The sequence below is a fragment of the Stenotrophomonas sp. UBA7606 genome, from assembly GCF_002477705.1.
Classification (GTDB): domain Bacteria; phylum Pseudomonadota; class Gammaproteobacteria; order Xanthomonadales; family Xanthomonadaceae; genus Stenotrophomonas.
Genome location: NZ_DLJW01000048.1, coordinates 72,324 through 92,411 on the forward strand (window position 1 = coordinate 72,324; position 20,088 = coordinate 92,411).

The 20,088-nt window shown below is 61.7% G+C and carries 19 protein-coding genes; 10 read left to right on the forward strand and 9 right to left on the reverse strand.

Annotated features, from left to right (window positions below; translation table 11 throughout):
* Nucleotides 1-25: 25 nt before the first annotated feature.
* Nucleotides 26-565: a Smr/MutS family protein gene (locus tag B2527_RS07275; RefSeq protein WP_293707287.1), complete on the forward strand. Its 540-nt coding sequence runs from the start codon at nucleotides 26-28 to the stop codon at nucleotides 563-565.
* 143 nt (nucleotides 566-708) lie between these two features.
* Here the strand turns inward: B2527_RS07275 and truD are convergent, their stop codons facing one another.
* The 7 genes from truD to B2527_RS07310 form a co-directional block, all read right to left on the reverse strand.
* Complete coding sequence (gene truD, locus B2527_RS07280) at nucleotides 709-1,800, reverse strand: tRNA pseudouridine(13) synthase TruD (protein ID WP_293707290.1); 1,092 nt, start codon at nucleotides 1,798-1,800, stop codon at nucleotides 709-711.
* On the reverse strand, nucleotides 1,797-2,297 hold the full coding sequence (ispF, locus tag B2527_RS07285; RefSeq protein WP_293707292.1) for a 2-C-methyl-D-erythritol 2,4-cyclodiphosphate synthase: 501 nt from the start codon (nucleotides 2,295-2,297) through the stop codon (nucleotides 1,797-1,799). The genes truD and ispF overlap by 4 nt, the downstream gene beginning before the upstream one ends.
* Before the next feature lie 45 nt (nucleotides 2,298-2,342).
* A complete protein-coding gene (gene ispD, locus B2527_RS07290) occupies nucleotides 2,343-3,041 on the reverse strand; it encodes a 2-C-methyl-D-erythritol 4-phosphate cytidylyltransferase (RefSeq protein WP_293707294.1) in 699 nt (232 codons plus the stop codon).
* Nucleotides 3,038-3,415: a cell division protein FtsB gene (ftsB, locus tag B2527_RS07295; RefSeq protein ID WP_293707297.1), complete on the reverse strand. Its 378-nt coding sequence runs from the start codon at nucleotides 3,413-3,415 to the stop codon at nucleotides 3,038-3,040. Before ftsB ends, ispD begins: the two co-directional genes overlap by 4 nt.
* Nucleotides 3,416-3,420: 5 nt before the next feature.
* Nucleotides 3,421-4,713, reverse strand: coding sequence for a phosphopyruvate hydratase (gene eno / locus B2527_RS07300; protein ID WP_293707299.1), 1,293 nt, complete (start codon nucleotides 4,711-4,713; stop codon nucleotides 3,421-3,423).
* Nucleotides 4,714-5,055: 342 nt separating this feature from the next.
* Nucleotides 5,056-6,720: a CTP synthase gene (locus B2527_RS07305; protein WP_293707300.1), complete on the reverse strand. Its 1,665-nt coding sequence runs from the start codon at nucleotides 6,718-6,720 to the stop codon at nucleotides 5,056-5,058.
* Between the two features lie 129 nt (nucleotides 6,721-6,849).
* Nucleotides 6,850-7,104, reverse strand: coding sequence for a hypothetical protein (locus tag B2527_RS07310; protein WP_293707301.1), 255 nt, complete (start codon nucleotides 7,102-7,104; stop codon nucleotides 6,850-6,852).
* Nucleotides 7,105-7,284: 180 nt separating this feature from the next.
* Between B2527_RS07310 and parE the strand changes: the two genes are divergently transcribed.
* The 6 genes from parE (at nucleotide 7,285) to B2527_RS07340 (ending at nucleotide 13,718) form a co-directional block, all read left to right on the forward strand.
* On the forward strand, nucleotides 7,285-9,174 hold the full coding sequence (parE, locus tag B2527_RS07315) for a DNA topoisomerase IV subunit B (RefSeq protein ID WP_293707303.1): 1,890 nt from the start codon (nucleotides 7,285-7,287) through the stop codon (nucleotides 9,172-9,174).
* A 226-nt stretch (nucleotides 9,175-9,400) separates the two neighbouring features.
* Entirely contained in the window at nucleotides 9,401-10,600 is a 1,200-nt protein-coding gene (locus B2527_RS07320) for a tyrosine-type recombinase/integrase (protein WP_053245400.1), read from the forward strand.
* A 310-nt stretch (nucleotides 10,601-10,910) separates the two neighbouring features.
* Nucleotides 10,911-11,294, forward strand: a complete 384-nt coding sequence (locus B2527_RS07325; RefSeq protein WP_053245405.1) for a type II toxin-antitoxin system RelE/ParE family toxin — start codon at nucleotides 10,911-10,913, stop codon at nucleotides 11,292-11,294.
* Entirely contained in the window at nucleotides 11,278-11,580 is a 303-nt protein-coding gene (locus B2527_RS07330) for a helix-turn-helix domain-containing protein (RefSeq protein ID WP_005304626.1), read from the forward strand. The genes B2527_RS07325 and B2527_RS07330 overlap by 17 nt, the downstream gene beginning before the upstream one ends.
* 22 nt (nucleotides 11,581-11,602) lie before the next feature.
* Nucleotides 11,603-12,421: a TIGR02391 family protein gene (locus B2527_RS07335; protein WP_293707360.1), complete on the forward strand. Its 819-nt coding sequence runs from the start codon at nucleotides 11,603-11,605 to the stop codon at nucleotides 12,419-12,421.
* A 13-nt stretch (nucleotides 12,422-12,434) separates the two neighbouring features.
* Complete coding sequence (locus B2527_RS07340) at nucleotides 12,435-13,718, forward strand: hypothetical protein (RefSeq protein ID WP_293707361.1); 1,284 nt, start codon at nucleotides 12,435-12,437, stop codon at nucleotides 13,716-13,718.
* An 18-nt stretch (nucleotides 13,719-13,736) separates the two neighbouring features.
* On the opposite strand, the gene B2527_RS07345 is transcribed toward B2527_RS07340, so the two are convergent.
* On the reverse strand, nucleotides 13,737-14,525 hold the full coding sequence (locus tag B2527_RS07345; RefSeq protein ID WP_082308384.1) for a hypothetical protein: 789 nt from the start codon (nucleotides 14,523-14,525) through the stop codon (nucleotides 13,737-13,739).
* Nucleotides 14,526-14,531: 6 nt separating this feature from the next.
* Nucleotides 14,532-15,434, reverse strand: coding sequence for a helix-turn-helix transcriptional regulator (locus B2527_RS07350; protein ID WP_053245390.1), 903 nt, complete (start codon nucleotides 15,432-15,434; stop codon nucleotides 14,532-14,534).
* Between the two features lie 90 nt (nucleotides 15,435-15,524).
* Between B2527_RS07350 and B2527_RS07355 the strand changes: the two genes are divergently transcribed.
* Genes B2527_RS07355 through B2527_RS07365 form a run of 3 tightly spaced genes read left to right on the forward strand, consistent with a single transcriptional unit; the run spans nucleotide 15,525 to nucleotide 20,084 of the window.
* Nucleotides 15,525-16,718, forward strand: a complete 1,194-nt coding sequence (locus B2527_RS07355) for a metallohydrolase (RefSeq protein WP_293707368.1) — start codon at nucleotides 15,525-15,527, stop codon at nucleotides 16,716-16,718.
* Nucleotides 16,715-18,970, forward strand: a complete 2,256-nt coding sequence (locus B2527_RS07360; RefSeq protein WP_293707369.1) for a ThiF family adenylyltransferase — start codon at nucleotides 16,715-16,717, stop codon at nucleotides 18,968-18,970. Before B2527_RS07355 ends, B2527_RS07360 begins: the two co-directional genes overlap by 4 nt.
* Before the next feature lie 43 nt (nucleotides 18,971-19,013).
* Nucleotides 19,014-20,084 (forward strand): competence protein ComEC, encoded by a 1,071-nt coding sequence (locus B2527_RS07365; RefSeq protein ID WP_053245392.1) that lies wholly within the window; start codon nucleotides 19,014-19,016, stop codon nucleotides 20,082-20,084.
* The last annotated feature ends 4 nt before the right edge of the window (nucleotides 20,085-20,088 follow it).

Genomic DNA, 20,088 nt, shown 5'->3' on the forward strand with positions numbered 1-20,088 from the left:
ATCTGGCGCACGTTACGCTGTGCGCATGTCGTACCCCGAAGATGAAGATGACGCCGCGCTGTTCCGTTCAGCCATCGGCGAAGTGACCCCGATGCGGCCAGTGGAAACACCGGCCACCCGCAAACCGCGCCCCAAGCCACGTGCACGCATGGCTGAACAGGATGAATCCGAGGCCCTGGGCGAGTTTGCACGACTGCTGCGTTCCAGCGCGCCACTGGAGGCGGGCGATGTCGCCAGCTACCGCCGCGACAACCTGCCCGCGCGCATGTTCCAGCGGCTCAAGCGTGGCCAGTATTCGGTGCAGGACGAACTGGACCTGCACGGCGCCAGCGCCGCACAGGCAGAATCGCTGCTACGCGAATTCCTGCTGGAAGCACGCGCGCATGAACATGGCTGCGTTCGCATCATCCACGGCAAAGGCCTGCAATCCGATGGCGGTGCGCCGGTGTTGAAGAACGTGGTCGACCGCATGCTGCGCCAGCGCAATGATGTGCTGGCCTTCCATTCGGCGCCCCCCACCCAGGGCGGCACCGGCGCGGTACTGGTGCTGCTGGCCAACCGCTGAAACAACCAGGCAGGCGACGGGAGCCGCGCCGTAGTCCGGGCAAGCGCAGCGCACCCGGGGGCAGTGCCCAATGGTGCTTCAAAGCTTCATGTGAACAACCCCGGGTGCGCTGCGCTTACCCGGGCTACACGCTCGCCAGCTCTTCAGTCGGCGGCGCTTTCTTCGTTGGATGCTTCTCCCTCAACGGCAGGGCTACCGGCAATTTCATTGCGGCTGGCATCGGTCACTGTGCCCAGTTCATGCAGCACCGCGGTGGCGTAACAGCCGGACGGCAGCGCAAACGACACTTCCAGTACGTCCTCGGCCAGCCATTGGTGCTGCATCAACAAAGGCTTGAGCCGCAGCGAGCGCCGCTCCTGCTTGAGCCCGGCCTGCTCCAGCCCGGCGCGCAAGGCCAGGGCCTGCGCATCGGACAACGCCTGCTCTTCCAGCGCCCGCGCGGCATCGCTCGAACGCAGCTCGCCCACACCCCACAAGGGCGCACTGGGATGGATGTCGAAACGTGCCAGACGCTCGGCCAACACATCCGTCATCGGCTCCGGACCGAACACCGAGCGGCTGCCATCCAGCATCCACACTTCGCCTTCCAGCGCGGCGTCCCAGTTGCCCTGCTCCACCCGTGCGGCCAGCACGCGGTTGAACAAGGCCGAGCGCGCGGCCGACAACAGCATCGAACGCTGGTCCTTGCGCACACGGCGGCCAGCAAACATCTGCAGTGCTGCCGGCACATTGCCGCCATCGCGGCCAAAGCGCTGCTCGCCAAACCAGTTCGGCAGGCCGCGCGCGGCGACGACCTGCAGGCGCTGCTCAATGGCTGCCTTGTCGCCCTGCACGCCGCGCAGCACCAGCTTGAAGCGGTTGCCCGCCAACGCACCGCGCTGCAGCTTGCGGTTGTGCCAGGTCGAGGCCAGCACGTGCAATTCGTCCGATTCCAGCAGGGCCAGATCCGGCGCCACCCGCTTGGGCAGGTGCACGCTGAAACGCTGCGTGGTCACCGCATGGCGATCCTTCTGCCCGGCATAGCTCACGCCCATTTCCGGCACGCCCGCCCACTGCGCCAGCTGCCGGGCGATGGCCACGGTATTGGCGCCGCGCTTGCGGATGTCCAGCAGCAGGTGCTCGCCTTCGCCGGTTGCCTCGAAGGCGGGGATTTCGTCGACCTGGAAGTCTTCCGGCACGCTGCGGATAGCAGCGCTCAGCACCGGCGCGCCAAACGCCAAGGGCAGCGCGGTCATGCCGCCACCAGCAAGGCCACGGCTTGCGCGGCAATGCCCTCCTCGCGGCCGGTGAAGCCCAGCTTCTCGCTGGTGGTGGCCTTGATGCTGACCCGGTCCAGGTCGATCGCGAGCAACTGTGCGACCTGCTCGCGCATGGCCTGCGCATGCGGGCCAACCTTGGGACGCTCACAGATCACGGTGATGTCGACATTGCCAACCACCCAGCCGCGCTCGCGCAGCAGCTCATTGCAATGGCTGACAAAGCGGCTGCTGTCCGCCCCCTTCCAGCGCTCGTCAGAGGGCGGGAAATGCACGCCGATATCCCCCAGCGCCAGCGCGCCGAGCATGGCATCGCACAGCGCGTGCAAGGCGACGTCGCCATCGCTGTGCGCCAACACGCCACGGCTGTGCGGCACGCGCACGCCGGCCAGCATGATGTGATCACCCTCGCCAAAGGCATGCACGTCATAGCCTTGGCCGATACGGATGGGAGGGAAGGAAACAGGAGAATTCATGGCAGGTACTTCTTGGCAGAGCCGACGCACTGCGCCGGCAAGGGATCAGCTGCCGCGCCGCGACAGCTCGAATTCGAAACGGGCCAGGTCAGCCGGAGTGGTGACCTTGAAATTGCTTTCCGCACCTTCCACCAGCAAGGGCCGCACGCCCTGACGCTCCATCGCCATGGCCTCGTCGGTGACGTCGACGCCGGCTGCAGCCGCATCGAGCAAAGCCCGGGTCAGTTGATGACGACGGAACAGCTGCGGAGTGAGCGCGCGCCACAGACGCTCGCGCGGCTCGGTGCAATCAATGCCGCCGTCGTCGCCGGCACGCTTGAGGGTGTCGCGCACAGGCGCCGCCAGGATGCCGCCGACCGGATCGGCACGGCCCACTTCCAGCAGGCGGCTCAGATCAGCGGCCGCCAGATTCGGCCGTGCCGCGTCATGCACGAGCACGAAGTCGTCGGTACGTACGCTGTCCGGCAACGCCTGGAGGCCAGCCAACACCGACGCTGCGCGGGTCTCTCCTCCCACGCAGGTCAGCACAGGCTTGTCGGCGAACGAGCTCCAGCCCGGCCAGTCGGCGTCGTTCTCGGCAATGGCCACCATCACCCCGGCCACGCCGGGATGCGACAGCAAGGCCTGCAGGGTGTGCGCCAGCAGGGGCTCACCCTCGGCCAACAGGTATTGCTTGGGCATCGGCCCGCCAAAGCGGGTACCGCGCCCGGCGGCCGGCACCACGGCCCAGGTCTGCACGATCATGGGATGTTCTCCGGCGGTGACTGCGGGTCGCCCTGCCCGGCTGCCGCTGCATTGGCAGGCGTGGCGGCAGGCGCAACCGGGGCCGCCACCGGCGCATCCTCGACCACCCGGTAGAACTTCTCACCGGGTTTGATCATGCCCAGCTCGCTGCGCGCACGCTCTTCGATGGCCGCCTCGCCGTCCTTCAGGTCCTGGACTTCGGCGGCCAGCGAATCGTTGCGCTGCTGCAGACCATCGTTGTCACGTTTCTGGTTGGCCACCTGCGCCTCGAGCATCATCACTTCGCCCGAGTTGCCCTGGCCAAACCAGAAGCGGTACTGCAGCAATGCCAGCAGTACCGCCAGCACCAGCAGCAGCCAGCGCCAATTACGCATGACGATCAGCGCTTGAGCGAGACAAACGCGTCACGGCCCGCGTAGCGCGCGCCGCTGCCGAGGGCTTCCTCGATACGCAGCAGCTGGTTGTACTTGGCCACGCGATCACTGCGGCACAGCGAGCCGGTCTTGATCTGGGTGGCGGTGGTGGCCACGGCGATGTCAGCGATGGTGGTGTCTTCGGTTTCGCCCGAGCGGTGCGAGACGATGGCGGCATAACCGGCCTTGTCGGCCATGGCGATCGCTTCCAGGGTCTCGGTCAGGGTGCCGATCTGGTTGACCTTGATCAGGATGGCATTGGCAGTGCCCGATTCGATGCCTTCGGCAAAGATCTTCGGATTGGTCACGAACAGGTCGTCACCCACCAGCTGCACCTTGTTGCCGATGCGCTGGGTCAGCAGCTTCCAACCGGCCCAGTCGTTCTCGGCCAGGCCGTCTTCGATGGTGATGATCGGGTACTGCGCGGTCCAGTCGGCCAGGAAATCGACGAACTGCTCGGAGGTCAGCCGCTTGTTCTCCCCGACCAGGTTGTACTTGCCGTTCTCGTAGAACTCGCTGGAGGCCACGTCCAGGCCCAGCAGGATGTCTTCACCGGCGTTGTAACCGGCCTTGCCGATCGCTTCCAGGATGGTGTCCAGCGCTTCGACGTTGCTGCGGAAGTCCGGGGCGAAGCCGCCTTCGTCACCCACCGCCGTGCTCAGGCCGTGGCCCTTGAGCACCGACTTGAGCGCGTGGAAGATCTCGGTGCCGGCACGCAGCGATTCGCTGAACGAGCTGAAGCCGACCGGCAGCACCATGAACTCCTGGAAGTCCACGTTGTTGTCGGCATGCGCGCCGCCGTTGATGATGTTCATCATCGGCACCGGCAGCGACGGTGCAACGCCGGTCTTGGCGCCCAGGTACTGCCACAGCGCCTGCTTCTTCGACGCCGCAGCGGCATGCGCGGCCGCCATCGAAACACCGAGCAGCGCGTTGGCACCCAGGCGGCCCTTGTTCTCGGTGCCGTCCAGATCGATCAGGCGGCGGTCCAGACCCTGCTGATCTTCGGCATCAAAGCCGACCAGGGCCGAGGCGATCGCGCCATTGATGTTGGCAACGGCGTTGCGCACGCCCTTGCCCAGATAGCGGGTCTTGTCGCCATCGCGCAGTTCCACGGCCTCCTTGGTACCGGTCGAAGCACCGGACGGAACGGCGGCGCGGCCGAACGAGCCGTCGGCCAGGGTGACTTCGGCTTCCAGCGTGGGGTTGCCACGGCTGTCGAGGATTTCACGGGCGTGGATCTTGGCGATATTGGTCATGTCTGGGGGTCAGGCTCGTCTAGGTGCGTCGGGTTGTCGACGGGGAACACAAAAACCGTGCCGCAGTTTAGCCGAAGCGCGGGCCGACGCGGCGCGTTGCTTTCGCCTGAAAGCGGCCGGGACGCTGAAACGGACAAGGCCCGCGCGGGGCGGGCCTTGTTTGATGCCTCCTGTAGTGCCGAGCCATGCTCGGCAAGTGGCATTACCGGTAAAGCCCCTTGCCGAGCATGGCTCGGCACTACCGCTGTTGCTCCCTCCCTTTCGCGCAGCGAAGGGGAGGGCTGGGAGGGGTTGGCTTTTTGCTGGGGAAGCCCCTGCCGAGCATGGCTCGGCACTACCCTTTCAGGCGCGGGCTTCCTGCAGCAGCTTGCCGCCGGCCTTGTGCTCGCGTGCGGCACGGATGAAGCCGATGAACAGCGGGTGGCCACCACGCGGGGTGGACAGGAACTCCGGGTGGGCCTGGCAGGCCAGGAACCAGGGATGCTGGTCACGCGGCAGCTCAACCACTTCCACCAGGGTGTCATCCATCGACTTGCCAGCGATCACCAGACCGGCGTCTTCCAGCTGGGTGCGGTAACGGTTGTTGAACTCGTAACGGTGGCGGTGACGCTCCGCCACCACGTCCTTGCCGTACAGCTCACGGGCCAGGGTGCCCGGCTTCAGGCGCTGCTCCTGCAGGCCCAGGCGCATGGTGCCACCCAGGTCGGACTTCTCGTCACGCTTCTCGACTTCACCCGTGGCGGTACGCCATTCGGTGATCAGACCGATCACCGGGTTCGGCGACTGGCGGTCGTTCTCGGTGCTGTTGGCGCCTTCCAGGCCGGCCACATGGCGGGCGTAGTCCACCACGGCCGCCTGCATGCCATAGCAGATACCGAAGTACGGCACCTTCTGCTCACGAGCGTATTGCGAGGTCAGCACCTTGCCTTCGAAACCACGGTCACCGAAGCCGCCCGGCACCAGGATGCCGTCAACGCTGTCCAGCGCGGACAGGCCGGACTCTTCCAGCTCCTGCGCTTCCAGCCACTTCAGGTTGACCTTGGTGCGCTGGCGCAGGCCGCCGTGCTTGAGCGCCTCGCCCACCGACTTGTACGCATCCTGATGGTCGACGTACTTGCCGACCACGGCGATGGTGACTTCGTCCAGCGGATGCAGGGCCGCATCCAGCACCGACTCCCACTCCGACAGGTCGGCCGGGCCGGCCTTGTCGCCCAGCTTGAGCTGGTTGACCACGATCTCGTCCAGGCCCTGCGCATGCAGGCCCATCGGCACGCGGTACAGCACTTCCACGTCCGGCACGCTGATCACCGCACGCTCGGACACATTGGTGAACAGCGAAATCTTGCGGCGTTCCGAATCCGGGATCGCCTGCTCGGAACGGCACAGCAGCACGTCCGGCTGGATGCCGATCGAGCGCAGTTCCTTGACCGAATGCTGGGTCGGCTTGGTCTTCAGCTCGCCGGCGGCGCCGATGAACGGCACCAGAGTCAGGTGCATGAACAGCGCCTTCTCCGGGCCACGCTCGGTGCGCACCTGGCGGATCGCCTCCAGGAACGGCAGCGACTCGATGTCGCCGACGGTGCCGCCGATTTCCACCAGCGCCACGTCGAAGCCTTCAGTGGCCTCGTCGATGCAGCGACGGATCTCGTCGGTGATATGCGGAATGACCTGCACGGTGGCGCCCAGGTAATCCCCGCGGCGCTCCTTGCGGATCACGTTCTCGTAGATGCGTCCGGTGGTGATCGAGTTCTTGCGGCTCAACCGGGTATGCACGAAACGCTCGTAGTGGCCCAGGTCCAGGTCGGTCTCGGCACCGTCGTCGGTGACATAGACCTCGCCATGCTGGAAGGGGCTCATCGTGCCTGGATCGACGTTGATGTACGGATCCAGCTTCATCATGGTGACCTTCAGGCCACGCGCCTCGAGGATCGAGGCCAGGGACGCGGCTGCAATGCCCTTGCCAAGCGAGGACACCACACCACCGGTAACAAAAATAAGGGGGGTCACGGCTCACTGCCTCCCGGAAAGCCCTAGTTTAAAGGTTGTCGCCAAAACACCCAAGCACTGGATGCGGCGGATTAAAAAAAAGACGCCCCGGCCTGCGCCGGGGCGTCCTTGAAACACGGGAAAACCACGTCAGCGGCGGCGACGCGCTTCCTCTTCCTCTTCTTCACGCGGTTCGGCCTGCTGGCCAGCCTGCGCCTTCTCCTGCGCAGCAGCGGCCGCCCGGCGCTTGGCCTTCTGCTCGGCCTCGCTCTGCGCCTTGTCGACCGGCGCGTTCTGCGCGGCCTGGCCGGCCTGCGGCTTGTCGGCGCTCTGCGCCATCACAAACGGCACTGCCACCACGGCGGCGGCAACAGCGGCCAAGGCAATCAACTTCGACGTTTTCATGCTGCTCCTCCTCGATAGGCCCGGCCAGCGGCCAGGGCTCACGTTGAACCAATTATAGGGTAACCAGCCCTGGCTGCCCCGCCCCTGAATGAAGGAACCGGCCACCGCCGCGACGACCCGCGTGCAAAATCCGCCGCCAGACCGCACACTCCCACGTCGATTTGCGCCCTACCGAGATACATGAACGCCCGTTACAACGCCGCTGACATCGAAGTCCTTTCTGGCCTGGACCCGGTCAAACGCCGCCCTGGCATGTACACCGACACCGCGCGCCCGAACCATCTGGCGCAGGAAGTCATTGACAACTCGGTGGACGAAGCCCTGGCCGGCCATGCCCGTACGGTGGAAGTCACCCTGTTCAAGGATGGCAGCTGCGAGGTCAGCGATGACGGCCGCGGCATGCCGGTGGACATCCACCCGGAAGAGAAGATCCCAGGCGTGGAACTGATCCTGACCCGCCTGCATGCCGGCGGCAAGTTCAGCAACCGCAACTACACCTTCTCCGGCGGCCTGCACGGCGTCGGCGTGTCGGTGGTCAACGCCCTGTCCACGCTGGTGGAGATCCACATCCGCCGCGAAGGCAGCGAGCACCGCATCACCTTCCGCGACGGCGACCGCGCCAGCCCGCTGGAAGTGGTGGGCAGCGTCGGCAAGAAGAACACCGGTACCCGCCTGCGCTTCTGGCCGGACCCGAAGTACTTCGACACCAACAAATTCAACGTCCGTGCGCTGCGCCACCTGCTGCGCGCCAAGGCCGTGCTGTGCCCGGGCCTGACCGTCAAGCTGACCGACGAAGCCACTGGCGAAGTCGATACCTGGTATTACGAGGACGGCCTGCGTGACTACCTGAAGGCCGAGCTGGGCGAGCGTGAAATGCTGCCGGCCGACCTGTTCGCCGGCTCGCTGAAGAAAGAAACCGAGATCGTGGACTGGGCCGTGGCCTGGCTGCCGGAAGGCGAGCTGGTCCAGGAAAGCTACGTCAACCTGATCCCTACCGCCCAGCACGGCACCCACGCCAACGGCCTGCGCACCGGCCTGACCGAGGCGCTGCGCGAGTTCTGCGACTTCCGCAACCTGCTGCCGCGTGGCGTCAAACTGGCCCCGGAAGATGTCTGGGACCGTGTCTCCTTCGTGCTGTCGTTGAAGATGACCGACCCGCAGTTCAGCGGCCAGACCAAGGAACGCCTGTCCTCGCGCCAGGCCGCCGGTTTTGTTGAAAGCGCCGTGCACGACGCCTTCAGCCTGCTGCTGAACCAGAACGTGGAACTGGGCGAGAAGATCGCGCAGATCGCGATCGAGCGCGCCAGCGCGCGCCTGAAGACCGAGAAGCTGGTCACCCGCAAGAAAGTCACCCAGGGCCCCGCCCTGCCCGGCAAGCTGGCCGACTGCATCAGCCAGGACCTGTCGCGCACCGAACTGTTCCTGGTGGAAGGTGACTCGGCAGGCGGCAGTGCCAAGCAGGCCCGTGACAAGGATTTCCAGGCCATCCTGCCGCTGCGCGGCAAGATCCTGAACACATGGGAAGTGTCGTCCGGCAGCGTGCTGGCCTCCGAGGAAGTACACAACTTGGCCATCGCCATCGGCTGCGACCCGGGCAAGGACGACCTCAGCGGCCTGCGCTACGGCAAGGTGGTGATCCTGGCCGACGCCGACTCCGACGGCCTGCACATCGCCACCCTGCTGGCCGCGCTGTTCGTGCGCCACTTCCCGTCCCTGGTCGATGCCGGCCACGTGTTCGTGGCGATGCCGCCGCTTTTCCGCGTCGACGTGGGCAAACAGGTGTTCTATGCCTTGGACGAGGAAGAGAAGCGCTCCATGCTGGACAAGATCGAGCGCGAGAAGATCAAGGGTCAGGTCAGCGTCACCCGCTTCAAGGGCCTTGGCGAGATGAACCCCTCGCAGCTGCGTGAATCCACCATCCACCCGGATACCCGCCGCCTGGTGCAGCTGACCGTGGACGACGACGAGCAGACCCGTTCCTTGATGGACATGCTGTTGGCCAAAAAGCGCGCGGCCGACCGCAAGGGCTGGCTGGAGAGCAAGGGCGACCTGGCCTCACTGGAGGTCTGATCCGGGCCTTCACTACCTGCAGAAACCCGCCGGTGACGGCGGGTTTTTTGTTTGACGATGACTCCAGCCCGGTACTTCGCTGGACTGCGCCGTAGCTCGATACAGCAGGTTTATCAAGAACTTACGCGCGTCCATCATATGCCGGTGCTTTCTGAAACTTGACCCGATTTTCCCTCGCGCCGCTCCTATCTGGCTCTTGGAATTCGGGTCGTTCCAAGGAGTCATCGTGGCGAAGATCAAGCTCACCAAGACCGCCGTAGAGTCGGCGCAACCCCAAGCCAAGGACATCGAACTACGGGATACCGTGGTGCCGGGTTTCCTCTGCAAGATTACCCCGAAGGGCCGCCGGGTGTTCATGCTCCAGTACCGCACGAACTCCGGGCAGCCCCGCAAGCCCTCGCTGGGCCTGTTCGGGGAACTGACCGTGGAGCAGGCCCGCGTCATGGCGCAGGACTGGCTGGCCGAAGTTCGCCGGGGCGGCGACCCCGGCGGCGCCAAGGCCGAGGCACGCAAGGCGCCCACGGTCGAAGCGTTGTGCAAGAAGTTCATGGAGGACTACTCCAAGAAGCGCAACAAGCCCAGCACGCAGCGCGGCTATCAGGCGGTCATCGACCGCTGCATCGTCCCGCTGATCGGCCGCAAGAAGGTGCAGGACGTGAAGCGGCCCGACATTGCCGGGCTGATGGAGAAGCTGGCCTACAAGCCGGCCGAGGCGAACAACGCCTTCGGCGTGCTGCGCAAGATGTTCAACTTGGCCGAAGTGTGGGGCTACCGCCCGGACGGCACGAACCCGTGCCGCCACGTCCCGATGTACCCGCCCGGCGAGGAAACCCGGCTCATCGTGGACGACGAGCTGGCGCTGATCTTCCGCCAATTGGAGAAGCTGGAGGCGGAAGGACTGGAGAACTACGTCATCCCGCTGGCGATTCGCCTGCAATTCGAGTTCGCCGGTCGCCGCTCCGAAATCTGCACACTCGAATGGGATTGGGTCGATCTGGAGAACCGGCGCGTGGTCTGGCCCGATAGCAAGACCGGCGGCCTTTCAAAGCCCATGAGCGCGGAAGCCTACCGGCTGTTTTCGACGGCGCCGCGCCGTGAAGGTTGCCGCTATGTCCTGCCGTCGCCCAACGACCCGACCAAGCACCTGACGTTTGGCGAGCACTATGGCGGTTGGAAGCGCGTGCTCAAGGCCGCCGGCGTCCCGCACGTCGGCACGCACGGCATCCGCCATCGCTCGACCACCGACATTGCCAATTCGGGCGTGCCGACCAAGGTAGGCATGAAGCTGACGGGGCACAAGACCGTGGCGATGTTCATGCACTATGTCCACACCGAGGACAAGCCGGTGCGGGATGCGGCCGAACTGGTGGCGAGTCGGCGGCAGGCCATCACGGGCGCGCGGCGCCCTGCGGAGGCCACGGCATGAGCAAGAGGACGCCTTCGGTGGCGCCCCCCGCTGCCTTGCCGGCCGACTATCCCCGTTCCGCAATTTCCGAGACAGTGTCTGGGAAATTCGGCCTCGCCGAGCTGGCCAAGGTCTTCACGCTGCCGTGGTCGGCCTATACGCTGCTGATTTCGGTCAAGGATGCCCGCGTGACCGGTGGCCGGCATCCCGTCCTGTCGGCTTCGATTGTCGTGCCGGCGTCACGACAATCGGGTGGGTCATCCCTTCTATCTAGGTGCTACACCGGAGACTGGAAAACTATGCCCGTTTCGGGTATAGTTTGGAGGTCGAAATGACGGACATCCTCAAGCGCAAGGACTTTGCACGCTGGCAGTCGGGCGAGAAGCTGTCCGATGCCGCGTTGTGCAAGGCGGTTCAGGAGATGGAAAGCGGTCTGATCGACGCGGACTTGGGCGGCTCCCTCTACAAGAAGCGGGTGGCCCGCCCCGGCGGTGGCAAGAGCGGTGGCTACCGCACGCTGGTATCGGCCAGGATCGGCAGCCGCTACGTGTTTCTGCATGGTTTCCCGAAGAACGACAAGGCGAACATCACGCAGGACGAGAAGAAGGCGCTGCAATTCGCCGGCAAGGTGTTCTTGGAACTGTCTGCTGAAGCCTTGTCGAAGGCGTTGCAGTCGGGTGTTTTAGTGGAGGTGCATTGTGAGCAAGATCATTGAATCGCTGCGTGGCGACCTGGCTGCGCTCCACGAAGTGGGCGCGATCAGCAAGGTGACGATGCGCAAGTTCGACGCGATCTGCCCGCCACCGGTGCGGGAGTTCGGTGCTGCAGACATCAAACGCCTGCGCGAAGCCTTGAAATTTAGCCAGCCGGTGTTCGCGCTCCACCTTCACACCACAGCCTCGACGGTGCGCAAATGGGAGCAAGGCGAGACTCGCCCGGCCGGTCCGGCCCTCAAGCTGCTCAACGTCATTGCAGACAAGGGCTTGCAGGCCATCATCTGATGCCTGACTAGGGAGACAGGCATTGGCGACGCGAATTGACCCTTTCAGCTCACAGCATCTTGAAGCCGCTTGCCGTGTGCTTGCAGATACCGAGCGGGGCCTGAGCGGAACGCAGATCGAGCGCCTGCTGCAAGAAATAGAGGTTGCCGACACGTCGCCCGGCATCACCAAATGGAAGCGGTTGTTCAATGCGCTGGCTGGCGCGCAGAACCGGCACCAGATCGGGAACCATCTCATCATGTTCATCAATCGCGCGATGAACCCGGTGAACTACGCCCGCGACCCCGCGACGTTCACCTGGCGGCGCGACGAACTCAATGTCGTCCTGGCCTTCTCCGGCTTCTACGTGCGCGAAGACGGTAAGGTTGGGCACGCCGACAAGGCCACGACGCTTGATGCCGCGCGCGCCCGAGCTGGACGACTCAAGGCCGCGCTCGAAAGCCGCGTCGTCCACGCGGAAGTGCTGAACTATTGCCGTGCCGAGCTGCTGGACGAAAACTACTTCCATGCCGTGTTCGAGGCAACGAAAGGCGTTGCGGAGCGGATTCGCTTGCTGTCGGGCATGAACGGCGATGGCGCTGACCTGGTGAGCAAGGCATTCGCAGGCCAGCAACCCGTTCTCACCTTGGGACCGCTCACCACCGAGTCCGAAAAGAGCGAGCAGAAAGGCTTTGCTAACCTGTTGATCGGCCTGTTTGGCGCCGTGCGCAATCCGCTGGCCCATGCACCCAAGACGAATTGGCCTATGTCCGAGCAGGACGCACTGGACATCCTGACGCTGGTGTCGCTGATTCATCGCAAGCTGGATGGCGCCACGAAAGTCGCCGCCGTATCGCCATAACGGAAAGAGAAGAATGGACGAGGCGATCGTTGTCTTCTCTCGGAAAGGGATTTTTCAGACCACGATCGCCGCGCGCGACGTTCGCAGCCGGGAACATGCGCGCAAGCTGTGGCCCCTGGCATCTCCCGGCGCATCACGGCAGATGGTGACATGGGTCAGCCCATCCTTTGAAAGCGGGAAGCTGCGTCGGCGATCCCATTTCCGGATGCTTCCTGCCCAGCACACCTATAGCCCCAAAGCGCACTTCGATGATGAAGAAGCCAGTCGGTGGCGCGCCGTGCAGGAAAGCGCCGAACACCGACGCGCGAAGGAGCTTGTCGCGGCTGAACTAGCCCGACGCTTGAACACCGGACTTGCAATGCCCTGGGCGTTCAAGGACGCGGATGCGTCTGACTATCCGCTGGAAGGCAACTTGCTGCTTGGCGCCGATCGGGTGGCGATCGAGCACCCGCTGGAAACACCATTCGGCAGCAAATTCCGACTCGACGTTGCCGTGCTCGGGCCGCCTGTCCAGACCGAGCCGATGGTGCTTGGGGGCGTCGAAATCGAACTCGGGCATGCCTTTGATGGGCGCAAGGCGTTAATCGGAAAATCGCTCGGATTCCCCCTCATCTCCATCGACATCACTGAGATGACGCTGGCAGAACTCACACCAGAATGGGCGCAGAAGGTGCTGACTGCAACCACGCGGAGTCATGAGCAAGGGCGCCGGCAGACCTACATCTACCTGCATGATCTCCTGTACCCCCTCTACGCGCAGCTACCGGCATTTCTCGACGATGAACAGCGCCACCAGTTTCTGGTGTTTGCGGACGACAACACTCTAAACAAGCTGGTGCGCTGGATGAACGCGCTGGCCGAAAAGCTGGAGTATCCGAAGGGTACGGTCGCCGTTGCCCTGGTCAATGGCAAGAACGAACAGTCGCGCAAGATGCTGGAACGCGCCGGACAAGTGGTTGGCCCCGACTGGGCTGAATTCAACGACCAGCGATGCCTGCGTCTGACTCTTCCGCGGCCAAAAGGTCCGGCTGATCTCCAGGCTCATCGCTTCCACATGACGATGGCGCGCGTTCTGCTGTCGCACGCCGATGCGCTGGTTGGCTACAAGTATTGCAACGGTGTGGACAACAACCACCCCGAAGAAGATGTATGGGTTGCGCATCGCTGGATCGCCGACCTGAAAACTCATACCCAGCACCGCGTATTGCCAAAGCGACTGTCTGAACCGATCAACAGGTTGATCGCGGTGGTTTCGGACCTGCATCGCAATCACGCGGCAACCAGCCAAGAGGCGTGACCATTCCCATACTGAATTTCAATCTATAGCTGTTTTTTGCGCTCTTTTCCGAGGGGCCGAAGAAGACAAAGATGGCAAGCACTCGAATAGGCGTTCTGCATAGACGAAGCCCATCCGCCTGACAGAATCCTGATCGAAATACAGCAGCCAAGCGGCTAGAAGCGCCAGAGAAATGAGTAGTGTTAAGCCTGCTGCGAGCCCTGGATCAGCAAAATGCATTGGGTTGAAGTGGGGAGGTTTCACCTGTAGAACCTTTGCGATCAACAGCCCGTAGAGAACGCCCACGAGACACGATGCGATACCGACCGGTTTCATCGCCAGCATGTTGCGATGGAATCCATAGGCGATGTTCTCTTTCAGCAAGAGCTGCTTGTTCGAGCGCGTGAGTTCGCGAAGTCGTTTGGTTGCACCTATGTATGTATCGTCTGCCTGCTCAGGGTTTGCTAACTCTTCTTCCGCTGTTGGCATCGCGATGCCAAGTTTGGCAGTGATCGCCGTGTGGTAGCGCTGCTTGCTGACACCATCGAGAAACCTGTCGCGGTGGCGCAGTGCAATGGTGGTGGGCATGCCCCCCCACTTGGCAACTAAGGTTTCTTCGAGTTTCTTACCGCGGCCACGGGCAACGCTCGCAAGCGCATAAATGGCCCCACAGCCACCAAGCAGGCCAATCACACTCGTAAGCACAGGATGCTTGGCTCCGTAGACGCACAACAACGGAACCAGTACCGGCAAGGCCACAAGAAGCCCAGGAACAACCCGCGCCTTGCGCTCATAAGGATCCTTGACCAGTTCAAAAATTGTTGTCATATGGAGTCAAGCCTGTGCCGTAAGGGCATCGATGTAGGGTTGAATTTCGTCGCGATTTTTCAGCGCGATCTGTTGTGCGAGCGGATCTGGTGCTTCCTTGGTGTGCAAGCCCAGACGTCTTAGTGTGTAGTAAAGGAATGCTTGACGGCATGGAAGCTTGACCTGCCCGTCTTCCATGCCGTAGTCCAACTCCAACACTCGTTTCTTGGCCGCCGGTAAGTCGGGGTGTGGCGCAAGGATCAGAGTCAGCACAGTATGCCAATGCGTATCCTGACTGAAGTCCACTTGGCTCGGCTCTATACCATCGATGCGGAGGATTCGAGCGAGGACGAAATCGCTGAAGCGCTGGCGCTTGTGGCAAAACGCGCGCACGTGCCAACGAAAGCCATCGTAGCCAAGAGCGTGTGGTGACAGCAGGCGAATTGATTCGTTCAAGGACGTCATGGACTGGTAACTGACTCGAATGGCTTCCTGCTGCCGTATTGCACGGACCACCAATTCGACAGTCTGCTCGTCGATGGTGCGCCAGGGGGAAGGCGCCCAATCTATCTCCGGCGCGGAGCCGATAAAGCTGGCCGCTGACTCAACCACCCCCATCTTGGTTGCCAACAGTTCTGCCAGATAACGTTGTGCAGAGCTTCGCTGGTAAAGCGGACGAAAACTCTGCGTTGCCGTGTAGGTCTTGGAGCTGCGGTCGTATGTCAGGTTATTCGGGGCCAGTTCGGTGTACTTGGCAATATCAAGTGACGCTTGAGGCACTGATATGCCGAAGTGCTCAGTGAGATCCATTCGATTGATGCGCCGCTCCCAGCGCAACCGAAAATCGATGAATTGAAGTCTGCTCTCCAACCCCCAGCTCAGCCCCTTGGGCTCAACAGGTTCGGCAGTAGCAACGGGAGGCTCTTGCATCAGTAGCGCCTAAAAAGTAGACTGATCGAAAAAATAGTCGTACATTAACTATACGCGATCACTCCTCGGTCGTCTACCCGGAGACCCCAAGTGCCCACCACCATCACCTTTTTCCCCGTTGACAACGGGGACATGACCCTCATCAAGTTCGGTGATCTTGATGCCACCACGCTACTGATCGACGTAAACATCCGGCAAGATGCCGACGATCCTGATGGGGAAGCGCGTGATGTTGCCAAGGACCTGCGCGATCGACTGAAGAAGGATGAGAACGGCAGGCCATATGTTGATGCCTTCCTGCTGAGCCACCCCGACGACGACCACTGTCGGGGGCTGACTCGGCACTTCTACTTGGGCGAATTGGACAAATACCCGGATGACAAGAAGGACGACAAGGACAAGAAGATCGTCATTCGCGAGATGTGGTCGTCTCCCATTGTGTTTCGGCGTGCGAGCAAGGCCCTTACCTTGTGTGATGACGCGAAGGCGTGGGCTACCGAGGCGCGCCGACGTGTTCAGTTGAACCGAGACAAGAACTTCGCCGTTGGGGCCGGTGATCGCATCCAGATCATGGGGGAGGACATCAATGGAAAGACCGATGACCTCACCTCCATCGTGCGGAAGGTCGATACGCGCTTCTCGACAATCAACGGTAAGAGTTCAGCATTCTTCTCCGCGTTTCTTCTTGCGCCATTGGACGCAAAGGACGATGAGGAAGAGGAAGAGTGCCTGGTCAAAAATCAGTCCAGTGTGATTTTGAACTTCACGTTAGCTGCCGATGCGGCGACACCAGATGGCGCGAAGTTTCTAACTGGTGGAGATGCTGAAGTATTTATCTGGAACCGTCAGTGGCAGCGCCATAAGGCCGATGCCGAGGTTCTGGAGTACGACATCATGCAGACGCCTCATCATTGCTCTTGGCACTCTTTGTCTTACGACAGTTGGTCGAAGTGCGGAGAAAAAGCAAAACTTGATGCCGATGCCCGAGATGCATTGTCACAGACCCGCGACGGCGCCGTCATCGTCGCAAGTTGCAAGCCGATCAAGGATGACGACAGCGATCCGCCCTGCATCCGTGCAAAGCGTGAATACGTTGAAATCGTGGAGGAAGCAAAGGGTGAGTTCTACTGCACGGGTGAATACCCGAGCGAGAAATCCGTGGAGCCCCTCGTTTTCACTGTCACTTCCCAAGGTGTGCAGCCCCCCTCGAAGAAGGAAGCTGGATCGAAGGCCGCCGCCGTGATTACCTCCGCGCGAACTCCCATGCCGCACGGGGCATCATGACGGACGCTATCGCAGACGCACTGCATCAACTTCAGCGACATCGGGGCTTGACCCGCGTTGGCGAACCAACGGTAATCGATGCATTGACGCAGATAGCAGTCGATGTTGCCGTGCAACTGCCAAGCAGGTCTCGGCGTAGCGGCGTCTCCGAAACCGGGGTGCGTGCCGTCGAGACATGCGTGCTGGTATTCGGCAGTGACTGGCCCCTATCCGCGCCCAAGCCCTTCTTGCGTGCGGACTTCCCGCTCAACTTGCCACACATAAACCCCCATCGCGAAGGCGAGTTGGTTTCGCCATGCCTGTTCGAAGGATCTTTGAACGAACTGCTGCATCGGTTTGGTCTCGACGCCATTGTCGATCAGTTGGTTGATTGGCTGCACAAGGCTGCCGCCGGAACGTTGTTGGACCTGGAGCAAGGGTGGGAACCGACGCGGCGAGATAGTTGTCCTTCGACCGTTGTCTTCAGTGCCGAAAAGGTCGCGGCCGCCGCCCCCGTTGACGGCGCGGTTTTGGTGGTTTCCGCGGGCTACGTGACGATTGATGGCGGGCTATACGCCATCATCGATGACGAGCTGAGCGCACAAGTTGATCCTGTGTTTTCCCAAGGCGTTCACAACGACAAGTTGGGAAATTGGGGGAATGGCCATACCGCGACCTTCATTGCGCGGGGACCAATCACCGATGGCCACCCGTATGTAGTCGAACGCTATCAACCGGAGACGGTTGTCGATCTCACGACACTGCTAGATCGAGCAGCGGAACTTGGTATCGATCGTGACGCTTTAGCCCAAAGCTTGGAGGGTTATTACGGGCGCTCGATTCTGGATATGCAACAAGACTCGCGTGGTTGGGTGCACGGTTTGTACGCGATTGTGATTCTGACTGTACAAAGACCAGCGCCGCTTGTTGGATCACCAGGCCGGAATGTCGAGGTATTGCCCTATGTGGTGCGCTATGAACTCAACGCTCAATCGCTCCTAGAGCGAAATGCCACGGTTCACCCCGCCTTTCATGCGCATGCGTTGTCTCCCGAGCTGCTGGCACGGACATCTGGTATCCCGTCAGCAGCCACATCGCAGCCACTGGTCATCCTTGGCTGCGGTAGTGTGGGATCAAAAATCGCGATGCACCTCGGGCGGGCTGGTTTCGGCTCAATGACTTTCGTTGACAACGAATCCATATCACCTCACAACATAGCGCGGCATGCACTCATTGAGCGAGCATCGGTGCTGATCCCGCCTCGGAAGTCGGCGCTGATGAAGACGGCCTTTGAAGAACTGTCGCATCTTCAATCGCGCGCGTTCGACGCTGACGCTGTGACCCTCCTAGTCGATCCGGAACAGTTCGCCACCAGCGTTCCTCAGGATGCTGCCCTTATCGTGGATACGACGGCTTCACTTCAGGTACTGGCCGCAGAAACGCAATCAAAAGCATTGGACCAATCCCCAACTCGACTGGCACGGGTCGTGATGTATGGCCAGGGGCGCTGTGTCGCGGTTTTGCTTGAAGGGCCAAGTCGCGCCGGTCGGGTTGACGACCTCACGGCATTCTTATTCGAGTGCTGCCGGTTTGTGCCAGAACTTCGTGCGTCGATTGCCGGTGATACGTCGGAGCCGACGCGCATTTTTGTAGGGGACAATTGCCGCTCACTGACCATGCCAATGTCAGATGCCGTTGTTTCGCGGTCTGCATCACTGGCTGGAGTGCAACTGGAACGCTGGCTCGTTGATGGGCTGCCGAAGGAAGCGACGCTTTGTGCTGGCATCGCGGACGCCGAAGGCCTTGGCATGGCCTGGAGTCGCGCGAGCCTTGGCCCAACCACTGTGCTCGATGTAGCGGACGATGGTGGCTGGAGCGTTCGGATTCTCGACCCTGTGGCGCACGCGATCAATGCTGATGCGCTGCACTGGGGTGCGGTGGAAACAGGAGGCGCCTTGGTTGGCCGTATCTCGTTTGAAAATCGAACCATCACCATTGCGGGCCTTGTCGAGGCGCCCTCTGACAGCGTTCGCAAGGCAACCCGCTTCGTCCTTGGAACCAGTGGGCTTGTCCAAAGTTTGCGTGCTGCAAACGAGGCCTCTTTGGGGTATCTCGCTTTCATTGGCACCTGGCACAGCCACCCGAAAGGCGGCGCGCATTCAGGGATAGACCGAAATACATTGCGCAGCATCGCTGAGGATGCAGGTGGTCTCCCCGCCGTGTCGTTAGTATGGACTCCAACAGGACTCACGTGCGCGGTTGACCGCTGGTAAGAACAAAGTCACCGACACTTTTTTCAGAGAATGAGGGGGATTTATGGCTGACTACTTCGAGATTGATTTTTTAGGCGTCGAAACAGCGAAAAGCGGGGATGCGATCACGCTACGCTATTCGGTGAATGGCACTGAGGGCGTACACGTCGTTGACGGTGGATACCTGGATACGGGAGATCAGATCGTCGAGCATCTGAAAACCTATTACGGAACAACTGTCATCGACCATGTGATCCTCACACACCCTGACCGCGACCACGCCAATGGGCTGCGGAAGGTCTTGGAGCAATGCACAGTCAAGAACCTCTGGATCAACAGACCATGGATATACGCAGATCAACTGATTGATCGCTTCGAGAACTATGAGTCAGTTGAAGCCCTGAGAAGGAAGTTGCGGTCCATCTATGATGCCTCGGCAGCGCTTGAGGATATTGCGCTGGAGAAGGGAATTTCTATCCATGCTCCTCTTCAGGGGCAAAGCATTGGCCCATTCATGGTAATGGCACCAACTTTGGGCCGCTATCTTGACCTGATCGTAGATTCAGCGAAGACACCGGAAGCTGTTGATGAAAGCGTTATGGATAGTGCGCTGAGCAGCCTATTCCGGGCAGTAAAGGCCGCGACGGCCTATATCAAGTCCCTGTGGGGCGAGGAGTATTTTCCACCTGGCCCCACCAGTCGGGAGAATGAAATGAGTGTGGTGCAGTCGGCTGTGCTGAACGGCCATCGCATTATGCTTACTGGTGATGCAGGACGAGAAGCGTTGCAGGAAGTGATCGACTATGCCCCCTTTGCGGGACTTACGTTGCCCGGAATTCGATACTTCCAAGTGCCTCACCACGGAGGTCGACACAACGTCTCTACGGAAATTCTGGATCAATTGCTTGGCCCACGCTTGGACGCGATGCCTGACAATCACCACTGGAATGCTATATGCAGCTCCGCCAAAGCGGACGAGGATCACCCGCGGAAGTCGGTGATTCGCGCTGTATTGCACCGGGGCGGGCACTGGGCGGCAACTGAAAGCAAGAACATCCGCATCGGCGCGGGCATCACCCGTGATGGCTGGGTGCCGATTCCTCAGGCGCCGTATCCCGAAGATCAAGAGAATTGACTTC